The 18,948-nt window shown below is 68.5% G+C and carries 18 protein-coding genes; 10 read left to right on the top strand and 8 right to left on the bottom strand.

Features of this window, described 5'->3' with window-relative positions:
- Positions 1-32: 32 nt before the first annotated feature.
- The 3 genes from pstA to pstS form a co-directional block, all read right to left on the bottom strand.
- Positions 33-1,094: a phosphate ABC transporter permease PstA gene (gene pstA / locus AB0D14_RS34630; RefSeq protein WP_362787004.1), complete on the bottom strand. Its 1,062-nt coding sequence runs from the start codon at positions 1,092-1,094 to the stop codon at positions 33-35.
- Complete coding sequence (pstC, locus tag AB0D14_RS34625; protein WP_362787002.1) at positions 1,091-2,095, bottom strand: phosphate ABC transporter permease subunit PstC; 1,005 nt, start codon at positions 2,093-2,095, stop codon at positions 1,091-1,093. The genes pstA and pstC overlap by 4 nt, the downstream gene beginning before the upstream one ends.
- A gap of 101 nt (positions 2,096-2,196) precedes the next feature.
- Complete coding sequence (pstS, locus tag AB0D14_RS34620; protein WP_362787000.1) at positions 2,197-3,324, bottom strand: phosphate ABC transporter substrate-binding protein PstS; 1,128 nt, start codon at positions 3,322-3,324, stop codon at positions 2,197-2,199.
- 438 nt (positions 3,325-3,762) lie between these two features.
- Here pstS and AB0D14_RS34615 point away from each other — a divergent pair, with 438 nt between their 5' ends.
- Positions 3,763-5,361, top strand: a complete 1,599-nt coding sequence (locus AB0D14_RS34615) for an FAD-binding protein (protein ID WP_362786998.1) — start codon at positions 3,763-3,765, stop codon at positions 5,359-5,361.
- 204 nt (positions 5,362-5,565) lie between these two features.
- Here the strand turns inward: AB0D14_RS34615 and AB0D14_RS34610 are convergent, their stop codons facing one another.
- The 4 genes from AB0D14_RS34610 to AB0D14_RS34595 all read right to left on the bottom strand — a co-directional run bounded on the left by AB0D14_RS34610 (position 5,566) and on the right by AB0D14_RS34595 (position 8,843).
- The gene (locus AB0D14_RS34610; RefSeq protein WP_362787096.1) at positions 5,566-6,303 is read right to left on the bottom strand and encodes a phosphatase PAP2 family protein; all 738 of its coding nucleotides are present in this window, start codon (positions 6,301-6,303) and stop codon (positions 5,566-5,568) included.
- Between the two features lie 183 nt (positions 6,304-6,486).
- Positions 6,487-7,488, bottom strand: a complete 1,002-nt coding sequence (locus AB0D14_RS34605) for a bifunctional lytic transglycosylase/C40 family peptidase (protein ID WP_362786996.1) — start codon at positions 7,486-7,488, stop codon at positions 6,487-6,489.
- Between the two features lie 165 nt (positions 7,489-7,653).
- A complete protein-coding gene (locus tag AB0D14_RS34600; protein ID WP_362786994.1) occupies positions 7,654-8,271 on the bottom strand; it encodes a Uma2 family endonuclease in 618 nt (205 codons plus the stop codon).
- 161 nt (positions 8,272-8,432) lie between these two features.
- Positions 8,433-8,843: an ATP-binding protein gene (locus AB0D14_RS34595; RefSeq protein WP_362786992.1), complete on the bottom strand. Its 411-nt coding sequence runs from the start codon at positions 8,841-8,843 to the stop codon at positions 8,433-8,435.
- A gap of 196 nt (positions 8,844-9,039) precedes the next feature.
- Between AB0D14_RS34595 and AB0D14_RS34590 the strand changes: the two genes are divergently transcribed.
- The 3 genes from AB0D14_RS34590 to AB0D14_RS34580 are packed head-to-tail and all read left to right on the top strand — an operon-like array spanning position 9,040 to position 10,356.
- Positions 9,040-9,885 carry a helix-turn-helix transcriptional regulator gene (locus AB0D14_RS34590; protein WP_362786990.1) on the top strand — a complete coding sequence of 282 codons (846 nt, stop codon included), beginning with the start codon at positions 9,040-9,042 and terminating at the stop codon, positions 9,883-9,885.
- Positions 9,886-9,896: 11 nt separating this feature from the next.
- The gene (locus AB0D14_RS34585; RefSeq protein WP_362786989.1) at positions 9,897-10,085 is read left to right on the top strand and encodes a DUF397 domain-containing protein; all 189 of its coding nucleotides are present in this window, start codon (positions 9,897-9,899) and stop codon (positions 10,083-10,085) included.
- Positions 10,078-10,356 carry a DUF397 domain-containing protein gene (locus AB0D14_RS34580; protein ID WP_362786987.1) on the top strand — a complete coding sequence of 93 codons (279 nt, stop codon included), beginning with the start codon at positions 10,078-10,080 and terminating at the stop codon, positions 10,354-10,356. Before AB0D14_RS34585 ends, AB0D14_RS34580 begins: the two co-directional genes overlap by 8 nt.
- Before the next feature lie 2 nt (positions 10,357-10,358).
- Here the strand turns inward: AB0D14_RS34580 and AB0D14_RS34575 are convergent, their stop codons facing one another.
- Positions 10,359-10,745, bottom strand: coding sequence for a hypothetical protein (locus AB0D14_RS34575; RefSeq protein WP_362786985.1), 387 nt, complete (start codon positions 10,743-10,745; stop codon positions 10,359-10,361).
- Between the two features lie 595 nt (positions 10,746-11,340).
- Here AB0D14_RS34575 and AB0D14_RS34570 point away from each other — a divergent pair.
- The 6 genes from AB0D14_RS34570 to AB0D14_RS34545 all read left to right on the top strand — a co-directional run bounded on the left by AB0D14_RS34570 (position 11,341) and on the right by AB0D14_RS34545 (position 18,676).
- Complete coding sequence (locus AB0D14_RS34570; protein WP_107015212.1) at positions 11,341-11,649, top strand: hypothetical protein; 309 nt, start codon at positions 11,341-11,343, stop codon at positions 11,647-11,649.
- 194 nt (positions 11,650-11,843) lie between these two features.
- Positions 11,844-12,683 carry a hypothetical protein gene (locus AB0D14_RS34565; RefSeq protein ID WP_362786983.1) on the top strand — a complete coding sequence of 280 codons (840 nt, stop codon included), beginning with the start codon at positions 11,844-11,846 and terminating at the stop codon, positions 12,681-12,683.
- Positions 12,673-13,995 carry a hypothetical protein gene (locus tag AB0D14_RS34560; protein ID WP_362786981.1) on the top strand — a complete coding sequence of 441 codons (1,323 nt, stop codon included), beginning with the start codon at positions 12,673-12,675 and terminating at the stop codon, positions 13,993-13,995. Before AB0D14_RS34565 ends, AB0D14_RS34560 begins: the two co-directional genes overlap by 11 nt.
- A complete protein-coding gene (locus AB0D14_RS34555) occupies positions 13,992-15,560 on the top strand; it encodes an SCO6880 family protein (RefSeq protein ID WP_362786979.1) in 1,569 nt (522 codons plus the stop codon). Before AB0D14_RS34560 ends, AB0D14_RS34555 begins: the two co-directional genes overlap by 4 nt.
- 6 nt (positions 15,561-15,566) lie before the next feature.
- Positions 15,567-16,991, top strand: coding sequence for an ATP-binding protein (locus AB0D14_RS34550; RefSeq protein ID WP_362786977.1), 1,425 nt, complete (start codon positions 15,567-15,569; stop codon positions 16,989-16,991).
- Between the two features lie 14 nt (positions 16,992-17,005).
- Complete coding sequence (locus AB0D14_RS34545) at positions 17,006-18,676, top strand: type VI secretion protein (RefSeq protein WP_362786975.1); 1,671 nt, start codon at positions 17,006-17,008, stop codon at positions 18,674-18,676.
- The last annotated feature ends 272 nt before the right edge of the window (positions 18,677-18,948 follow it).

Genomic DNA, 18,948 nt, shown 5'->3' with positions numbered 1-18,948 from the left:
GGCCCCGCGCGGCGGCAGCCGCACCTTCTTCTTCAGCGGCCGGTCTTCGGGGCCTTCCAGCGGGCGATCCCGCGGGCGGCCATGTTCAGGAGCATCACGAAGGCGATCAGCGTGAGAGCCGCCGCCCAGGCACGGTCGTACGCCGCGTTGGCGCCGGCGCTGTTCGCGTACTGCTGGTAGATGTACAGCGGCAACGACGCCTGGGCGCCCTCGAACGGGTTCGAGTTGATGAAGTCCGCGCCCCACACCAGCAGCATCACCGGAGCGGTCTCACCCGTGATGCGGGCGACGGCGAGCATGACGCCGGTGGTGATACCGCCGACGGAGGTCGGCAGGACCACCTTGAGGATGGTGCGCCACTTGGGCACGCCCAGCGCCAGGGAGGCCTCCCGCAGCTCGTTCGGGACGAGCTTGAGCATCTCCTCCGTCGAGCGCACGACGATCGGCATCATCAGGATGGCCAGCGCGAGCGAACCGGCGAATCCGAAGGGCTGCAGGTCGAGCATGACCATGAGGCTCAGGATGAACAGACCCGCGACGATCGAGGGGATGCCGGTCATCACGTCCACGAAGAACGTGACGGCCTTGGCGAGGCCGCCCCGCCCGTACTCCACGAGGTAGACCGCGGTGAGGACACCGACCGGCGCCGCGATCACGGTGGCGAGACCGACCTGCTCCAGCGTGCCGAGGATGGCGTGATAGATACCGCCGCCGGGCTCGGAGTCCGCGACCACACCCATCGAGTGGGTCAGGAAGTAGACGTCGAGGACCTTCACACCGCGCTTGACGGTCTCCCAGATCAGGGAGGCCAGCGGAATCACGGCGACGAGGAAGGAGACCCAGACGAGGCTGGTGGCGATCCGGTCCTTGGCCTGCCGGCGGCCCTCCACCTTGGTGGAGATGGCGTACGTACCGAGGACGTAGAGGATCGCGGCGATCAGCCCCCACTGGACGCGGCTGTGCAGCCCGGCGCCCAGGCCGATGCCGATCGCGACGACGAGGGAACCCGCGGCGATCGCCCATGGCCCCCACTTGGGCAGGCTCGCGCCGCGCAGCGTGCTGGGACGCCTGTCGGTGACTGTGGCCTGGCTCATGCGTTGGCCCCCGAGTACTCCTTGCGGCGAGCGATGATCGCGCGGGCCGCGCCGTTGACCAGCAGGGTGATGACGAACAGGATCAGACCGGAGGCGATGAGCGCGTCACGGCCGAACTCCGACGCCTCGCCGAACTTGCTGGCGATGTTCTGGGCGAAGGTGCCGCCGCCCGGGTCGAGCAGGCTGGCGTGGATCTTGAAGTCCGGCGAGAGGACCGTGGCGACGGCCATGGTCTCGCCGAGCGCGCGGCCGAGACCGAGCATCGAGGCGGAGATGACCCCGGAGCGCCCGAAGGGCAGGACCGTCAGCCGGACGACCTCCCAGCGGGTGGCGCCGAGAGCCAGCGCGGCCTCCTCGTTCATCCGCGGTGTCTGCCGGAAGACCTCACGGCTGACGTTCGTGATGACCGGCAGGATCATGATCGCGAGCAGGATGCCCACGGTCAGCATCGAGCGCGGCGCGCCCTCCTCCCAGGCGAGGATGCCGGTCCAGCCGAAGTAGTCGTTCAGCCAGCCGAACAGCCCGCCCATGTACGGCACGAGGACCAGGGCGCCCCACAGGCCGTACACGATGGACGGCACCGCGGCGAGCAGGTCGATCACGTACGCGAGGAGGCCGCCGAGCTTGCGCGGCGCGTAGTGCGTGATGAAGAGCGCGATACCGACCGCTACGGGGACCGCGATGGCCATGGCGACGATCGAGGAGACCACCGTGCCGAAGGCGAGGACCGCGATACCGAAGGACGGCGGTTCGAGGCTGGTGTTCCACTCGAAGGTGGTGAGGAAGTTCGCGTCGTCCTTGCTGATGGCCAGGGCGGCGCGGTAGGTGAGGAAGACCGCGATCGCGGCCATGATCACCAGCAGGAAGATGCCGGACCCGCGGGAGAGCGCGAGGAAGATGCGGTCGCCGGGGCGGGTCGCGCCACGGGCGGCGCGCTTCTGCTCGACGGGGGTCGGGGCGACGGAGGGGGGCGGAGGTGCGTCTTGAGTAGATATATCCATCGGGTTCTCCGGTCTGCGGAACCGTTGCGGAGCGGCTCCAGGCGGCGGTGCACCGGACGGTGCGGCCCGGTCCCGCCGGGGGACCGGGCCGCACACTCAGGTCAGCTCAGGTCGGCGATGGTGGTGCGGACCTTGGCGATGATCTCCTCGGGGATCGGCGCGTAGTCGGCCTCGGCGAGGAGCTTCTGACCGTCCTCGCTCGCGATGTAGGTGAGGAAGGCCTTCGTGGCGGGCAGGGTCTCCGCCTTGTTGCCCTTGTCGCAGACGATCTCGTACGTCACCAGGGTGATCGGGTACGCGCCGTCGGCGGTGGGCTTGTAGTTGAGTTCGAGGGCCAGGTCCTTGCCCGTGCCGACGACCTTGGCCTCGGAGATGGCCTTGGTGGCGTTGTCGACGGTCGCCTCGACCGGCTTGGCGGCCTCGGTCTTCAGGTCGACGGTGTTGACGCCGTCCTTGGCGTACGACAGCTCGAAGTACGAGATGGCGCCGGCGGTCTGCTTCACGTTCTGCGCCAGACCGGCCGAACCCGAAGCGGACTGGCCGCCCTCGGCCTGCCATGCCTTGCCGCCCTCGTACTTCCAGTCGGCCGGGGAGGCGGCCTTCAGGTACTTGGTGAAGTTGTCCGTGGTGCCGGAGTCCTCGGAGCGGTGGAACGGCTGGATCTTGGTGCTCGGGAGCTTGGCGTCGGGGTTCAGCGCCTTGATCGCCTTGTCGTTCCACGTCTTGATCTTGCTGTCGAAGATCTTGGCGAGGGTGGAGGCGTCGAGGACGAGGTTGTCCACGCCGGGCACGTTGTAGCCGACCGCGATCGGGCCACCGACCATCGGCAGGTCGATGGGCGTGCCGCCCTTGCAGACGTCCTTGGCGGCGGTGACCTCTTCGGGCTTCAGCGCGGAGTCGGAACCGGCGAAGGCGACCTGGCCCTGCGTGAACGCGGTGATGCCGGCGCCCGAGCCCTCGGGCTTGTAGTTGATCTGGACGTCCTTGCAGGCAGCGGCGAACTGCTTGACCCAGGCGTCGATCGCGTTCTGCTGCGCGGAGGAGCCGTTGGCCAGCAACTGGCCCTTGGCGTCGTCACACTTGATGGAACCGCTGGCGGCCGTCGTGCCGCCGCCGTCCCCACTGCCACCGGTGTCGTCGGAGCCGCACGCCGTCAGCGCCAGGGCGCCGGAGACGGCGACAGCACCGAGGGAAAGGGCGCGAAGCCGGTTCTTGCGCTGAAGCTTCACTTTCGGGAGTTCCTTCCAGAAGCCGCCGTGGTGGGCGGCGTGCGATGTCGTGGGGCAGCCCCTGGTCCGACGAGACTGCTTGGTATTTCTGTTCATCGACCGGCGCATGCACTCGCTTCCGTCCGCACTACGCACCGGGTAAGGCCGAAATTAGGCAGAACAGGTGAAGCGACCAATGGCCGTGAGTGAACGCAGGGTGAACCCCTGCCGTCAGTGCGGTGAGGTCACGGAACGCTTACGGGTTGAACACGTACGGGTCCCGACGACCGGAGGCCTCCCTTTCGGAACGGCGACCCCGGCTCGCCCTCCCCGGCCGGAACACGACGGCACCCCATCAGGCCCCGGGATTGCGGAGCGCCGCCGGTGGAACCCGCCGGACCGTGGGCCCGTCTCGTACCACGGGAGCAACGAGAGGCTCACATGGCACGGGAGGGGCACATGCAACGGCGTACGTTCATCGGCGGCGGCGCCGCGGTCGCAGTGACAGCGGCGTCGGCCGCGTGCAGCGACGAAGGCTCCGGACCACGGTCGGCCACGGGGACGCGCGCATCCGGTGCACAGACCGACCCCGGAGCCGGCACCGCAACGACCTCGACCAGCACGACGACCACAACAGCCAAGGGCACCGCGGCGGCCGACTGGCGGGCACTGGCCAAGGATCTGGACGGGCCCCTGGTCCGCCCCGGCGACGCCGACTGGGCGGCGGCCCACCAGCTCTACAACACCCGGTTCGACGCCCTGAAGCCCACGGCGGTCGCGTACGCGGCCCACTCCGACGACATCCGTGCGGCGCTCTCCTACGCCCGCGCCCACGACATCCGCGTCTCCATCCGCAACGGCGGCCACTCGTACGCCGGCTGGTCCTCCGGGGACGGCAGACTGATCGTCGACGTATCGAAGCTTTCCAAGGTGCGGGCGTCCGGCGACGAGGCCGTGGTCGGCGCGGGCGCCAAGCTGATCGACGTCTACCGCGGGCTCGCCGCGAAGGGCGTGACCGTTCCGGCGGGTTCGTGCCCGACGGTGGGCATCTCGGGTCTGACGCTGGGCGGCGGCCACGGGGTGGTGTCGAGGGCGTACGGCCTGACGTGCGACAGCCTCACGCAGGCGACCCTGATCACGGCGGACGGCAAGCAGCTCACCGCGAGCGCGACCGAGAACAAGGACCTGTTCTGGGCTCTGCGCGGCGCGGGCAACGGCAACTTCGGCGTCGTCACCGAGTTGCGCTTCAAGACGCATCCGGCGCCACAGGGCGTCACGGCGAACATGTCCTGGCCCTGGTCGAGGGCGGCCGCGGTCATCAAGGCCTGGCAGGAGTGGGGCCCCGACCAGCCCGACGAGATCTGGTCCTCGCTCCACCTCGCGAACTCGGCCGGTGGCACGCCCACGGTCTCCGTCGCCGCGTTCTCGCTCGGCACGTACGGCGAACTGCAGAACGCCGTGGACCGCCTCGCCGACCGGATCGGCGCCTCCGCCCGGAGCGTCTCCCTCAAGCGCCGTTCCTACCAGGAGTCGATGGAGGTGTACGCGGGCTGCTCGACCTTCCCGACCGACGCCCAGTGCCATCTCCCGGGCGGGACACCGGGCCGCTCGGCGCGGGGCGCGCTGGGCCGCGAGACGTACGCGGGCCGCTCGGACTTCTACGACCGCTCGATCTCGGCGGCGGGCATACAGACCCTGCTCGCCCGAATATCCGGAGTGCGGGGCGGCACGGGAAGCATCGCGCTCACCGCGCTCGGCGGCGCGATCAACCGCGTCGACCCCACGGCGACGGCCTTCGTCCACCGCCGCTCGCGCATGCTGGCCCAGTACATCGCGGCCTGGCGCCCCGGCACATCCGGCTCCGCGTCCCAGTCCTGGCTGGCACAGGCCCACACGTCCATGCGCCCCCACGCCTCAGGCGCGGCCTACCAGAACTACACGGACCCCACCCTCACCAACTGGCGCAAGGCGTACTACGGTTCAGCGGCCCCACACCTGAAATCCCTGAAATCCAAGTACGACCCCAAGGACTTCTTCAAAGACCCCCAGTCCCTCTAGAGCCACGAGGCCACAGGCCAGGGGCCAGAGGGCCTAGGGGCGCGGGGAACGGCGCAGTCTTTCAAGGCCGCAGGCCAGGGGCGCGGGGAACGGCGCAGTCTTTTAGGGGCGCGGGGAACTGCGCGACAAGCCCCCACCGAGCGGCACCCGACAACGAGCCCCGACACGCCACCCCGACCCCCCGCCACCCCGGCAGCCCTCTGCCTACGCAGCGAGGTCCCGCTCCTCGGACCCGGCACCAGCCCCAGCCCCGGCCCCCGCGTCGGCCTCAACCTCGCCCCGAGCCCCGGGAACCCTTTTCCCCCGCTCACCGGCGGAGCCACCCGCGTGGACCAGCCACCGCCCCCGCCCAGACCGCTCGACCGCCTTCACCACAGGCGTCAACAAAGCAGTGGCAAGCGGCGAAAGCAGCAGAACAACCGCCGTCCCGAGGGCAAATCCCCCCACGACGTCAGTCGGATAGTGCACGCCCATATAAATCCGGCAGAACCCACCGAACAGCGCAAGCCCTATCCCGACAAGGCCGAGCTTCCGGTTCGCGACAAACAGCCCGACAGCCATCGCCATCATGAGAGTCGAGTGATCGCTGACGAACGAATAGTCGCTCTTGCCGCCGATCAGGACTTCCAGCCCATCGTGGTCCACAAAGGGCCGGGGCCGTTCGACAAAGCCCCGTATCGGCACATTCACGAGTACGGCGACCCCGGCGGCCAGCGGCGCCCAGATCAGTGAGGCCACGGAGGAGGCGGCATCGTCTCCACCCCGCAGCCGAACGGTCCGCCAGCACCAGAGCACCAGCAGAACCATGACGAGCAGGAGTCCCCACTCGCCCACGAACTCCATGACGCGGTCGAACCAGTGCGGCGCGTCTTTGGCGAGACCATTGATGTCGTAGAGCAAGTCGACGTCTGGGTTCGATCCGGAGTCGGCGAGTCCAGCCATGGTGCAGCGGCCCTTCGTCGTCATCTTCCCGACGCACCCCATCGGATGCGCCGCGCCATCAACCACCGTCGTCGGCTTCAGGAACAGGAACGCACAGTCCCCCTCTATACGTTCCGCCCTCCACCGAATGATCACCCAGACGTTATCGAAGGGAGATACATCACTGCAGTTCAGGGGAGGGTTTCACACAGAGGTGGGCAATGCTTTCGCGCCATCTTCGGTCACACGGGTCGCCCCGAAGTAGTCGGGAGTGTCGATGGGGTCGAAGCGGATCACGGCTCCCGGCCGAGGGGCGTTGATCATATATCCACCGCCGACGTAGATGCCCACGTGGCGGATGGCCCGGGAGTTGGTGAGGTCGTCCGAGAAGAACACCAGATCCCCGGGCAGCAGCTCGTTCCGCTTGGGATGCGGCCCGGCGTTGTACTGGTCGTTGGCCACCCGGGGCAGGGTGATCCCCACCCTCTCGTACGCGGCCTTGGTCAGCCCCGAGCAGTCGAAGCGTCCTCCCTGGTCAGCGGTGCCGTTGCCGCCCCAGAGATAGAGCGTGCCGAGCTTCTTCTGCGCGTAGTCGATGGCGGCGGCGGCCTGCTGCGAGGGCTGCACACGACCGACCGGAGCGGCGAAGCTCTCCTCCAGTGTCGTGATCGTCTTCACGTAGTTCTGGGTTTCCTTGTACGGCGGAACGCCCCCGTATTTGATGACGGCGTACGCCCCCGCGTTGTACGCGGCGAGCATGTTCTTCGTCGGGTCTCCGGGCGCGTCCTTGACGTACTTCGCGAGCGAGCAGTCGTACTTCGCGGCCGATGGAATCGCGTCATTCGGATCCCATACGTCGCGGTCGCCGTCCCCGTCGCCGTCGATTCCGTGCGTGGCCCACGTTCCGGGGATGAATTGCGCTATCCCCTGTGCGGCGGCCGGGCTCTTCGCGTCGGGATTGAACCCGCTCTCCTGATACAGCTGCGCGGCGAGAAGTGCCGGATTAATCGCGCTGCACAGATTGCCCCACTTCTGCACGAGGGTCTGATATGCCGCCGGTACGGCGCCCTTGGCCAGGCCGACGGCCCCCTGCCCCACGCCGTTGGCGAGGTTCCCGGCGACCATGTAGACGCCGACGACCAGCACCATGACGAAGCTAAGCCCCGCTCCCGCTGCGGCGGCCGCCAAGATCCAGGCCTTACGCACCGTCAACCGCCCCTCGCCGCACGGTAATCCGCCGACCGTCAGTGTAGATGCGCCGGCCTCACCACGGAATGATCACCTGCCACCCTTCCGGATATCCGGCACAGCGCGGCGATCCCGCACGAACCGGATCAGCGAAGCGGTAGCCCAACTCCTGCGCGCTGCCCCCTACGCGTCGGCGCCTCGCCCGGCACGCGGCGAATCCCCGTACAACGGGAACCGGTCCGTGGCCACCTCGAAGCCGAGGGGCGAAGGCAGCGTGAGCGGCTCCCCGAACTTGCCGGGCAGCACCTCCCGATAGGCACCGTTGTCCGGATGGGTGTGAAGGGCCCAGGTGCCCTTCCGAGGGTCGATGGCAAGGAGGGCCGCCACGCCCGCGACGGCGTACCAGTCGGTCTTGTCCCTGATCTCCCTGGACTTCTCGGACTGCGAGATGACCTCGACGGCGACTTCGATATCGCGCGGATCGAGCAGCCAGTCGTCCGACTCCAAGAACTCACAGGGGCAGACCAAGAGATCCGGCGTCACGTAGTCGTCCGGTTCATCCGGCATCTCGATGGACGACATCTTCACAGCGACAAGCTCCGGCGGCAGCTGCGGCCTGATCATCTCTTCAAGGAGATAGATCACTTTGGCGCGCTTGCCACGCGGCGTCGGGGACATCACGAACTTCCCTCTCAGAACCTGCACCCGCAGACCTGTCGCCTCCTCAAGATTCTCGGCGACCTCGCGCAGATTTCCGGGGCGGGGCTTGGGACGGATCCGCGGCACTGACGACACCGTCACGATGTCCGACCTCGGCAGTGAAACTGCCGTACTGCGCGGTCTCTCCACTGCGTCCGTTTCACGACCCGCACGGGTGCACGCCGTCATCCTGAGCCGCTGCTCAACCTCTGTCACACCACTCCCCCTCACGTTCCGACCACCTACCATCACCCTAGGTCACGTCACTGACACTCGGCCCACAGCAGCTTCCCGCCCCGGCCTCCGCTCGGCGCGTACGCGCCCCACGTATCGGCGCACGCCTGCACGAGGTGCAGCCCGCGCCCGCTCTCCGCCATGTCCGGCGGTACGACACCGGGCTCGTCGAAGCCCTTCGGGACGGTGGGGTCGGAGTCCCACACACCGATACGCACCCGCCCGGCATCGACGGCCCGCAGCCGTAGGGCGTACGGGCCGCCGGTGTGGAGGTGGGCATTGGCGAGCAGCTCGGCGGCGACCAGCTCAGCGGTGGGGGTGAGCCGGGCGAGGTCATGCGCGGCGAGGACGGTACGCAGGGTCACGCGGGCGATGCCCGGGGCACGGGGGTCGCGCGGGAGCGTGAGGGTGTAGGTCCGGGACGGGGATACGGTTGCCATCAGAAGTCTCCGATCACGTAGAGGAGTTGGACGGTTGCTCAGTGACCGCGGTCGCTCCGTCGAGCGGGGTACTTCTGAGCGGGGCGCCTGAACCCCAAGGTAGGGCGTGAACCGATAATGAGTTATCGGAATTCTCGAAAAGGGCTAGGCTCCCACTCGTGTAAGTGACCAGCCGTGGCGAGAGGCAAAGCGAACCGTGAGAAGCAACCCGACGGGACGTCAACTCCGTTTGGGCGCTGAGCTGCGCAAACTCCGTGGACGTGCGGGGCTGACGTCCACCGAGGCGGGTCAACTCCTGGGCATGAAGCAGAACCAGATCAGCAACATGGAGTCCGGCCGCATGGGCGTGAGCCCGGACCGTGTACGCCTACTGGCCTGCCACTACGACTGCCCGGACAAGGCCCTGATCGAAGCCCTCACCAACATGACGAACGACCGTAGGCGCGGCTGGTGGGAGGAGTACCGCGAGTTCGTACCCAGCCCGCTGCTGGACCTACCCGAACTGGAACATCACGCCACGTCATTGCGCGACAGCGTCACGGCTCGCATCCCGGGCCTGCTCCAGACCCTCGACCACGCTCGTGAGATCTTCCGCCAAGCGGTCACCGAACTCACACCGCCCGATATCGAGTACCGCCTGTCGTTCCGCATCAAGCGACAGAGCGTGCTCTACCGCGACGACCCCACTCCGTACGAAGCCGTCATCCACGAGGCGGCCCTGCGTATGAAGGTCGGCGGACCGACCGTGGCCCGACAGCAGCTCCAGCACCTGCTCGACATGAGCGACCGAGAGCGCATCACCTTGCGGGCCATCACCTTCGACGCCGGGGCCTACCCGGGGTCCGGCCAATCGATCCACTACGCCCACGGCCCCGTATCGCAGCTCGACACCGTGTATCTCGATCAAGCCCACGGCCTCGCGTTCCTCGACGCCGACGCACAGTTGCACAAGTACCGCACACTGTTCGACCGGATCGAGAGGATCACGATCTCACCGGAGAAGACCCGCGACCTCATCCAGCACGTGATGCGAGAGCTGTGAAGGGAATGCCCATGAACCCACGTTGGCAGAAGTCGTCGTACTGCTCCGAGGGAGCCTCCTGCGTACACATAGCCACCACCCCCGCCGGCGTCATCCACCTCACAGAAAGCGGCGACCCGGCCCACTCCATACTCGGGGCCACCCCCCACGCCTTCGCCGCCCTCATCCACGTACTCAAAGAGAGCCCGACCCATGTCTGACATCCCCGCGAACCTCACCTGGGAACGCGCTGCCCCGCCGGAGGCAACCGGCCCGGGCCCCTGGATCGAGCTCGCCTTCGGCGACAACGACCTCGTCTACATCCGCGAGACCAGCGACCCCGAGACGGTCGTCACGACCACCCAGAAGAAGTGGGACGCCTTCGTACTCGGCGTACAGGCAGGCGAGTTCGACCACTTCGTGGAGGGAGTGGAGGGAGTGGAGGCGCCGGACACGGATCCGCTCGGGGGCGAGCAGGGCGCCAAGCCCTAGAACTAGGCGGACCGCCCCGCGGAACCACCTCGCGCCACACCCCGTGCCCACAGCACCAGCGGCACCTGAAGCGGCAGCCGGGCCAGGGCCGCGGCCTTCTGGGGCGCGGGCCGGTGACGCCAGTCCACGGCCATCTGGACATTGGCGGGGAACACCCCGACGAAGAACGCCGCGGTGGCCAGCGCCGCCACCCGCCTCGTACGGGGCACCGCCACCCCGGCCGCCAGCGCCAGCTCGACGACACCGCTCGCGTACGTCCAGGTGCGAGGCTCACCCGGCAGCGCACGCGGAATGGTCGAGTCGAACTGCCGGGGCACCGCGAAGTGGGCGACTGCGGCGGACGCCAACAGGCCGGCGAGCAACAGGGGCGAGCGTTCAGAGCGTGGCACGGTTCCTCCTATGCGGCCCACAAGGGCCTGGGCGGCCTGCCGTGCGAGGTTACTGGACAGTAGTCGCAGCCGTAAGGAGGACTCCGCCCCGTTGCCAATCCCACCCGCAAGGCACTCCGTTGCGCAGCACGCACCCCCACCCCGGCACACCCCATCGCCCCACCCGGGATAACCTTCGCCCAGCACAAAACGGGTGACGTCTACTCACCAGGAGACGTACGACCCAGAAGACATCAGCACGACGGACCGGCGCACACGGGACGGAGTCGGGCTCGATGGACAGGCGGAGTCGGCCACCATCAGGCGGCAGTCGCGCAGGAAGGGACTAACGACGGAACCACACCACAGGTTCCGCACCCACTTCATTGCCCGGCGTGACCTGCCGTGATACACAGAGTGACGATACGCCTCCTCGTATACCGTCCCGCGCCCCCGAAGGGGTGCCGCGAGCGCCGGTGACAAGGGATTCGTACGAAACCCGCCAACCAATGACGCCAAGTCGACATGCGACAGCGTCATTGTCAGCGACAATAGCCGTGACCTCTGCGCAGAGTGGCAGGGGAGGCAGAACAACCCACTAGGGGCGGTGACTTACATGCTTTTCGCAGCCGAAAAGGGCGACATCAACACGATCATCGGCGGAATCGCTCCGGACTGGGGCCCGTTCGGCACCCTGGGCAACGAGGCTCGGGTAATGATCGAGGTCGTGATGGCGGTCGCCATCCTCCTGTGCCTCGGCATCGCGATCTGGGGAGCGGCGAAGCAACGCATCGGCGCGACAGCCCTGCGCGACACCTTCAGCGCGGAGCAGGGCAAAGGCCTGATCATCGCGGGGCTCACCGGAGTCTTCATCATCGGTTCACTGGGCACGCTCTTCACCATCGTGTACGGCATGGCCGTCTAGGCGACCGCCGGTCCGGCGTCCTCAGACCCGGCCGGGCACACCCGATCCCCTTCCCTACCCCACCCGTCCGTCGTGCCCACCGGCTGAGGTTGCGTTTCCCTGATGTCGAGTCACCACACCGTGTCCGCGCGGGAGCCAGCGGGGCTACCGTCGTACCACGCGGTACAGCAAGAGGTTGAGGGGGCGTACGCGACATGAGTCTCGGCGACCAGCACGGAGCGCGCGGCGAGGACGGCGGTTACGGCGGCACCGGCCAGACGCGCACGCGGCTCCCCGACAGCGCCGGCGACGTCCACGGCGGGGCGCGACGCGGCGGCCGTTCGTCGTCACGCAGCCTCGTCACGGTGGTGGGTGTCGTGGTCCTCCTGATTGCGGCCATCGCCTTCGCGAACCGTGGTGGCGGAGATTCCGACGGGGAGGCCGGCGGCGGCAACAAGCCGGGCACCGCCCCGACGGCCGCCTCCGGCGATCAGCCGGTGAAGTCGAAGGCGGCCGGGATCCCCTCGGGATTCCCACAGAACAAGCAGGGGGCGGAGTCGGCCGCTGCGAACTACGCGGCGGTTCTGGTCTCGGCCGACATCTTCAAGCCCGCCAGGCGCGATGAGATCGTCCAACAGGTGTTCGTCCCCGACAAGGTGGCCGCGCTCAAGGACAAGCTGGACAAGGCGTACTCCAAGGAGTTCCTGAGCAACGTCGGCCTGGACGAGAACGGCAACGCGGCGGCCGGACAGACCTACGTCTCGCGCACCATGCCGGTCGGCACCAAGGTCACGGACTACTCGGACAGCACGGCGACCGTCGAGGTCTGGTGCACAGGCGTCTTCGGCACGGCGGGCGACGACTCGAAGAACCCGGTCAGCAACGACTGGTTCACCATGACACTTCAGCTGCGGTGGGCCGAGAGCGACTGGAAGGTCGACAGCTTCTCCCAGAAGGATGGGCCGGCGCCGGTGAACGGCGACAACACGGTCTCACCGTCCGACGAGATCTCGAAGGCCGTCGAAGAGTACGGAGGCTTCACCTATGCCCGGTAGCTCACGCCGCGTACTAAAGGTCACTGCCGCCGTCGCAGCTGTGCAGGCCACGTTCATCGTGCTCGCCACCCGCGCGGCCGCCGCACCGACGCCGACCCCTTCGCCGTCCGACACCCGCTGCGACCTGATCGTCGGCCCCTCCAAAGGACTCTGCGAACAAGAAACCGGCAAAAGCGGCGGCGACAGCCCCTCCCTGAACGACCCCACCACCGCCCTAGACCCCCTCGCCTCCCTCGCCAAGGGCTGTGCGAAAGCCGCCTCCTGGACCATAGACAAGCTCAGCGACGCGGTGCAGAACACGGCGACGGTCGACTTCACGAACAGCACGTTCCTCCAGCAGTACGCGGTGGTCTTCGCCGCGTCGTCGATCCTCACCCTCCTCCTGTGGCTGCTCGCGGTGACCAAGCGAGCCGTCCGAGGTGTCCCCCTCAGCACGGCCATCGGAGAGGCGATCGGCTTCCTCTGGCTGACGGTGCTGGCGTCGGCCTTCACGCCGCTCATCCTCTACACCGTCGTGTCGGCGACCGACGGCATCGCGGAGGTCCTCGCCAAGACGACCGGCAACCAGACGGACCAGTTCTTCGGCAACTTCTCCGGCGCCCTCAACAAGGGCACGGACATCGGCGGCGGCCCGATCATGCTGATCGTGGTCTCCCTCGTGTCGATCCTGGCCGCGGGCGTCCTGTGGCTGGAACTGGTGATCCGCGCCGCGCTCCTCTACGTGGGCGCGCTGCTCGGCACGGTCGTCTACGCCGGCCTGGTCGACAAGAACCTCTGGGGCCACGTCCGCCGCTGGGCGGGCATCATGATCGCCGTCATCCTCGTAAAACCGGTCATCGTGATCGTGCTGGGCCTCGCGGGAGCCCTCTCCGCGGAGGACGGCCCGGACGCCTTCTCCGCCGTCGTGTCCGGCCTCGCGATCATCCTGCTCGCCATCTTCGCGAGCGCCATGATCTACCGCTTCGTACCGGGCTTCGGCGACGAGATCGCCAACGGCCGCAACAACCGCATCATGCAGGGCGCCGAAGGCAAGGCCGCAGCCGCCATCAGCTCCCCCGCCACCCTCGTCGCCCAGGGCATCAAGACCCACAGCACCCGGGCCGACAACAACGGCGGAGGCGGCGGCAACAGCGGCGCCCGCCCGTCGAACCCCATCTCCGGCGGCGTCGCGGCCCACAGTTCACGCGGCTCCTCGGGCGGCGGCGGAGCTGTCCCCTCCGCACCACCGCCCCGCTCCAGCCCGATGAACACCCCCCACGCCGGGAACAACCGCAACAGCAACAGCAACCGCACGGGAGGTGAAGGGCGTTGACGACCGATTCTCATGCGGCCCATGTGTCCCATCCGGTCACGCCCCGCCGTACATATCTGATCGGCCGCGCCCGGCCGAGCGCGATCGTCGGCCGCAACCGCGAGTCCGGCGAGATCGGGCTGATCATCACGGGCGCGTTCCTCGGCATGATGTGCGGCCTGATCGTCCCCGTGCTCTCCCTGCGCATCGTGCTGCTCATGGGCTTCCCGATGCTCGCGCTGGCCGCGGTCTACGTACCGTACAAGCGGCGCACCTTCTACAAGTGGTTCGAGATCAACCGTAGTTACAAGCGCAGCCTGCGCCAGGGCTCCGCCTACCGCAGCAACGTCATGGAGTCGGGCACCAGTACCGACGGCCGCGAGGTCGAGGTCGGCCCGCCGCCGGGCATCGGCCGCATCAACTGGCTCGCGGCCCCCTTCGGCCCGGACGAGATCGCCGTGCTCCTGCACGCCGACCGCAAGACCGTCACCGCCGCGATCGAGATCGAGGGGCCGGGCGTCGGCCTGCGCGACAGCGAGGACCAGGAAGCCCTCGTCGACCGCTTCGGCACCCTCCTCAAGCACGTCGCCAACGGCGACGGCTTCGTCACCCGCCTCCAGATGCTCGCCCGTACGCTCCCCGCCGACCCGGACGCCCACGCCAAGGACGTCTCCGTACGCGGCGACGAGCGGGCACCCGGCTGGCTCCAGCAGTCGTACGAGCAGCTGCAGTCCATGGTGTCGACGAGCAGCGAGCAGCACCGCGCCTACCTCGTCGCCTGCATGCACTACTCGCGCGAACTCGCCGCCGAGGGCCAGGCGATGGCCCGCGCCGCCCGTCCGAAGGGCGGCAAGAAACTCGACAAGGACGCCGGTCTCGCCGTCGTCATGGCCCGCGAGCTCACCGACATCTGCTCACGCCTCCAGGAGGCCGACATCCGGGTCCGCCAGCCACTCGGCCAGGGCAGACTCTCCTCCCTCGTGCACTCGATGTACGACCCGGACCACCCCATCGACCACATCCAGGCGATGACCAGGCGCAACGCCTGGCCGGCCGAACTGGACGCCATGGAGCCGACCTACCTCCAGGCCAAGACCCGCGAGTCCTCCACCCGCGCCCCCTGGTGCCACTCCACGGCCTGGGTGAAGGAGTGGCCGATGACCCCGGTGGGCGTCAACTTCCTCGCTCCGCTGCTCGTCCACACCCCGGACGTGATCCGCACGGTCGCCGTCACCATGGACCTCGAACCCACCGAGATCGCCATCGAGCGGATGCTGACCGAGAAGACGAACGACGACGCCGAGGCCAGCCGCCAGGCCAAGATGAACCGGACCGTCGACCCGCGCGACGTCGCCTCGCACAACCGCGTCGACCAGCGCGGCCAGGACCTCGCCAGCGGCGCCGCCGGCGTCAACCTCGTCGGGTACATCACCGTCTCGTCCCGCAACCCCGAAGCCCTCGCCCGCGACAAGCGGACGATAAGGGCCTCGGCCGGCAAGTCGTACCTGAAGCTGGAGTGGTGCGACCGCGAGCACCACCGAGCCTTCGTCAACACACTCCCGTTCGCGACCGGTATCCGGAGGTAGGACTCTATGCGGGACCCGCTGTCCGTCCTCACGGAAAGCTTCACGTCCTTCCTCTTCGGCAAGGTCGAGACGACCCGACCGCCGGTGCGCACCTCCACCGGCCAGGCCCAGGCCGTCTACCTGCCGACCGCCGCCCCCGGCCTCGGCGACTCCGGCGTCATCATCGGCCGCGAGGTCTACTCCGGAAAGGGATACATCTACGACCCCTTCCAGCTGTACGGACAGCAGCTCCCCGCGCCGCACTGGCTGGTCCTCGGCGAGTCGGGCAACGGCAAGTCGGCGCTCGAGAAGACGTATGTCATGCGGCAGTTGCGGTTCCGCGACCGGCAGGTCGTCGTCCTGGACGCACAGGGCGAGGACGGGGTCGGTGAGTGGAACCTCATCGCCGAGGAACTGGGACTGACCCCCGTCCGCCTCGACCCGACCGCGGCCCTGGACATGGGGATCCGGCTCAACCCGCTCGACCCGGCGATCACGACGACCGGACAGCTCGCACTGCTCCGGACGATCATCGAGGTCGCGATGGGCCACAGCCTGGACGAGCGCTCCGGCTTCGCGCTGAAGGTCGCGCACGCGTTCGTCAACGAGACGATCGTCGACCGCCAGCCCGTTCTGACGGACATCGTCGAACAACTCCGCCACCCCGAACCGGACTCGGCGGAGGCGATGAACGTCGCCCTGGACGACGTACGCGCCTGGGGCCTCGATGTCGCCCTCGTCCTCGACCGCCTCGTCGACGGTGACCTGCGGGGCATGTTCGACGGCCCGACGACCGTCGGCATCGACCTCGACGCCCCGCTCACCGTGTTCGACCTGTCCCACATCGACCGCAACTCCATCGCCATGCCCATCCTCATGGCGATCGTCGGCGTATGGCTGGAGCACACCTGGATCCGCCCCGACCGGAAGAAGCGCATCTTCCTCGTCGAGGAGGCCTGGCACATCATCAACAGTCCGTTCGTGGCCCAGCTCTTCCAGCGCCTGCTGAAGTTCGGCCGCCGGCTCGGTCTGTCGTTCGTGGCCGTGGTCCACCACCTGTCCGACGTCGTCGACGGGGCCGCCGCCAAGGAGGCCGCGGCGATCCTGAAGATGGCCTCGACAAGGACGATCTACGCCCAGAAGGCGGACGAGGCCAGAATGACGGGCCGGGTACTCGGCCTGCCCCGGTGGGCGGTCGAGATCATCCCCTCCCTCACCCCGGGCATCGCCGTGTGGGACGTCAACGGCAACGTCCAAGTGGTCAAACACCTGATCACCGAGACCGAACGGCCGCTCGTCTTCACCGACCGCGCCATGACGCAGTCGTCGGCCGACCACCTCGCGGACGACGCCCTGCGCGCCGCCGAGCTGGAGGCCGAGGAGCGGGCGGCGGCCTTCATGGAGCAACACCTGAACGATCTCGACGACTCGTCCGAGTCCACAGTGGCGTAGAGGAGCGGCCCGAGATGAGCCCGGACGATCGCAGTCGCTACCGCGATCATCACCGCGATCACCCCCGCCGTGGCGAAGGTGGCATTCCCGACGGCCTGTTGCTCGGCCTCCTGGCCTTCGGCCTCGGCATGACCGTCATGGTGTGGACGGCGACCGGCCTCGCCGGCCTCTTCTCCCACGGCTCCTGGCCCGCCGGGATCACCTTCCGCCGTACGCCTCTGGCCATACGCCAGCTCATCTCGACCCCGCACGACATCGCGGCCGCCTGGCCCGACACCCCGGCGGACCAGCTCTCCGGGTACGGGCTCTTCTGGGGCCTGTTCATCGGGCAACTGATGGCGCTGCTGGTCCTCACGGTGTTCGTGCTGGGGACGGTGGCGAGGTGGCGCGCGGGAAGAGCGAGACGCAGGGCGCTCGCCATGGCGGAGCCGGACCTTCTGACCCCGGACCGCGTGACCCCGGAGCATGTGGCCCCGGACCACTTGACGCCAGACCCTCTGACCAAGGACGAGCCCCGCGAGGCCGCACGAGGCCTGGCGGCGGAGCGACCGGCGGCGCCACACCCCGCGGCGGAACATCGGGCGCACGAGTCCGGCCCGCCGGTCGAGCACGTCACGGCGCCGCGGCCACCGGCGGAGTATCCCGTGGCGACGCCGGACCGGGCGGCGAAGCCGCCACTGGAATCGGTTTCTCTGGCAGCCGACGTCGAAGAACGGGCGGCTGGCTGGGAGAGCCCCGTGCCGGCCCCGCGGGGCCCCGTGGTCCTCGGCCCGCCCGAGACCCGCCACCCCCTCGCCGTCCGGGCGATCCAGGACGCGGCCGGCCCCGCCCTCGTCATCACCTCCGACCCCGCCCTCTGGTCGAGCACGAAGGACGCCCGGGCGAAACTGGGCCCCGTCCTCCTCTACGATCCCTCCCACCTCTGCGACACCCCGGCCCGCCTCCACTGGTCCCCCTCCGCGGGCTGCGAGACCAAGGGCACCGCGAAGGACCGCGCGGCGGCACTCCTCGCCCCGGTCCGCCCCACAGCCAAGATCGACCAGGCGGTCGCCGACACCGCGGAAACGCTCCTGCGCAGCTACCTCCATGCCGCCGCCGTGGACGGGCGCACCATCCGCCACATCCACCGCTGGGCCCAGGGCACCCAGGTCCAGGAAGCCGTACGCATCCTCCGTACGAACCCCAAGGCCGCCTCCGGCTCCGCGGGCGAACTCGAAGCCGCGCTCACCTCGCATCCGGAACGCCGGGACATCGCTCAGGAGTTGACGGCCCGAGCCCTCTCCGCGCTCTTCACGGTCAACGTCCGGGAAGCTTGCACTCCCAACCGAACCGACACCCTCACCTTGGATTCCTTCGTCAACGAAGGGGGCACGCTTTATGTGGTAGGTGAACCCATCGAGGACCCAAAGTCGAACCCCGGCGCCATGCCGCTCCTGACGGCCCTCGCCTCAAGCGTGGTCGAGCGCGGCCGTCGCATGGCCGAACGGTCATCCTCCGGTCGCCTCGACCCACCACTTGCCCTCGTCCTGGACGACGTCGCCGCGGTGGCCCCGCTCCCCCAACTCCCGGATCTGCTCTCCACGGGCCGAGGCTCGGGCCCGGACCGGGGCCTCCCCACCCTGGCCCTCCTCCGCTCCCGCGAACAGGCCCGCTCCCGCTGGCCCCACCACGAACTCCCGGTATGACAGACCACGGGACACTCCTCGGCGCGTACCGAGCGGATCAGGTACTGCTCAAAGACGTCACGGCTGCCGGCGGGGCGGTCATCGGGGCGCACATCAGGGTTCATGGGGGTCACCGTAATATCGGGGTACTACGGAAGCGGCCCTCGGGAAGCGAATCCGAACTGAAAACGAATCTGGACGCAAAGAAGCCCCCGCACCGAGGTGCGGGGGCTTCTTTGCAATATTTGTTCGGCGGCGTCCTACTCTCCCACAGGGTCCCCCCTGCAGTACCA

The organism is Streptomyces sp. NPDC048484, assembly GCF_040651415.1.
In the GTDB taxonomy this organism is placed as follows: domain Bacteria; phylum Actinomycetota; class Actinomycetes; order Streptomycetales; family Streptomycetaceae; genus Streptomyces.
Note: the sequence above shows the minus strand (reverse complement) of the source record. Positions and strands in the feature narration are given on the sequence as shown.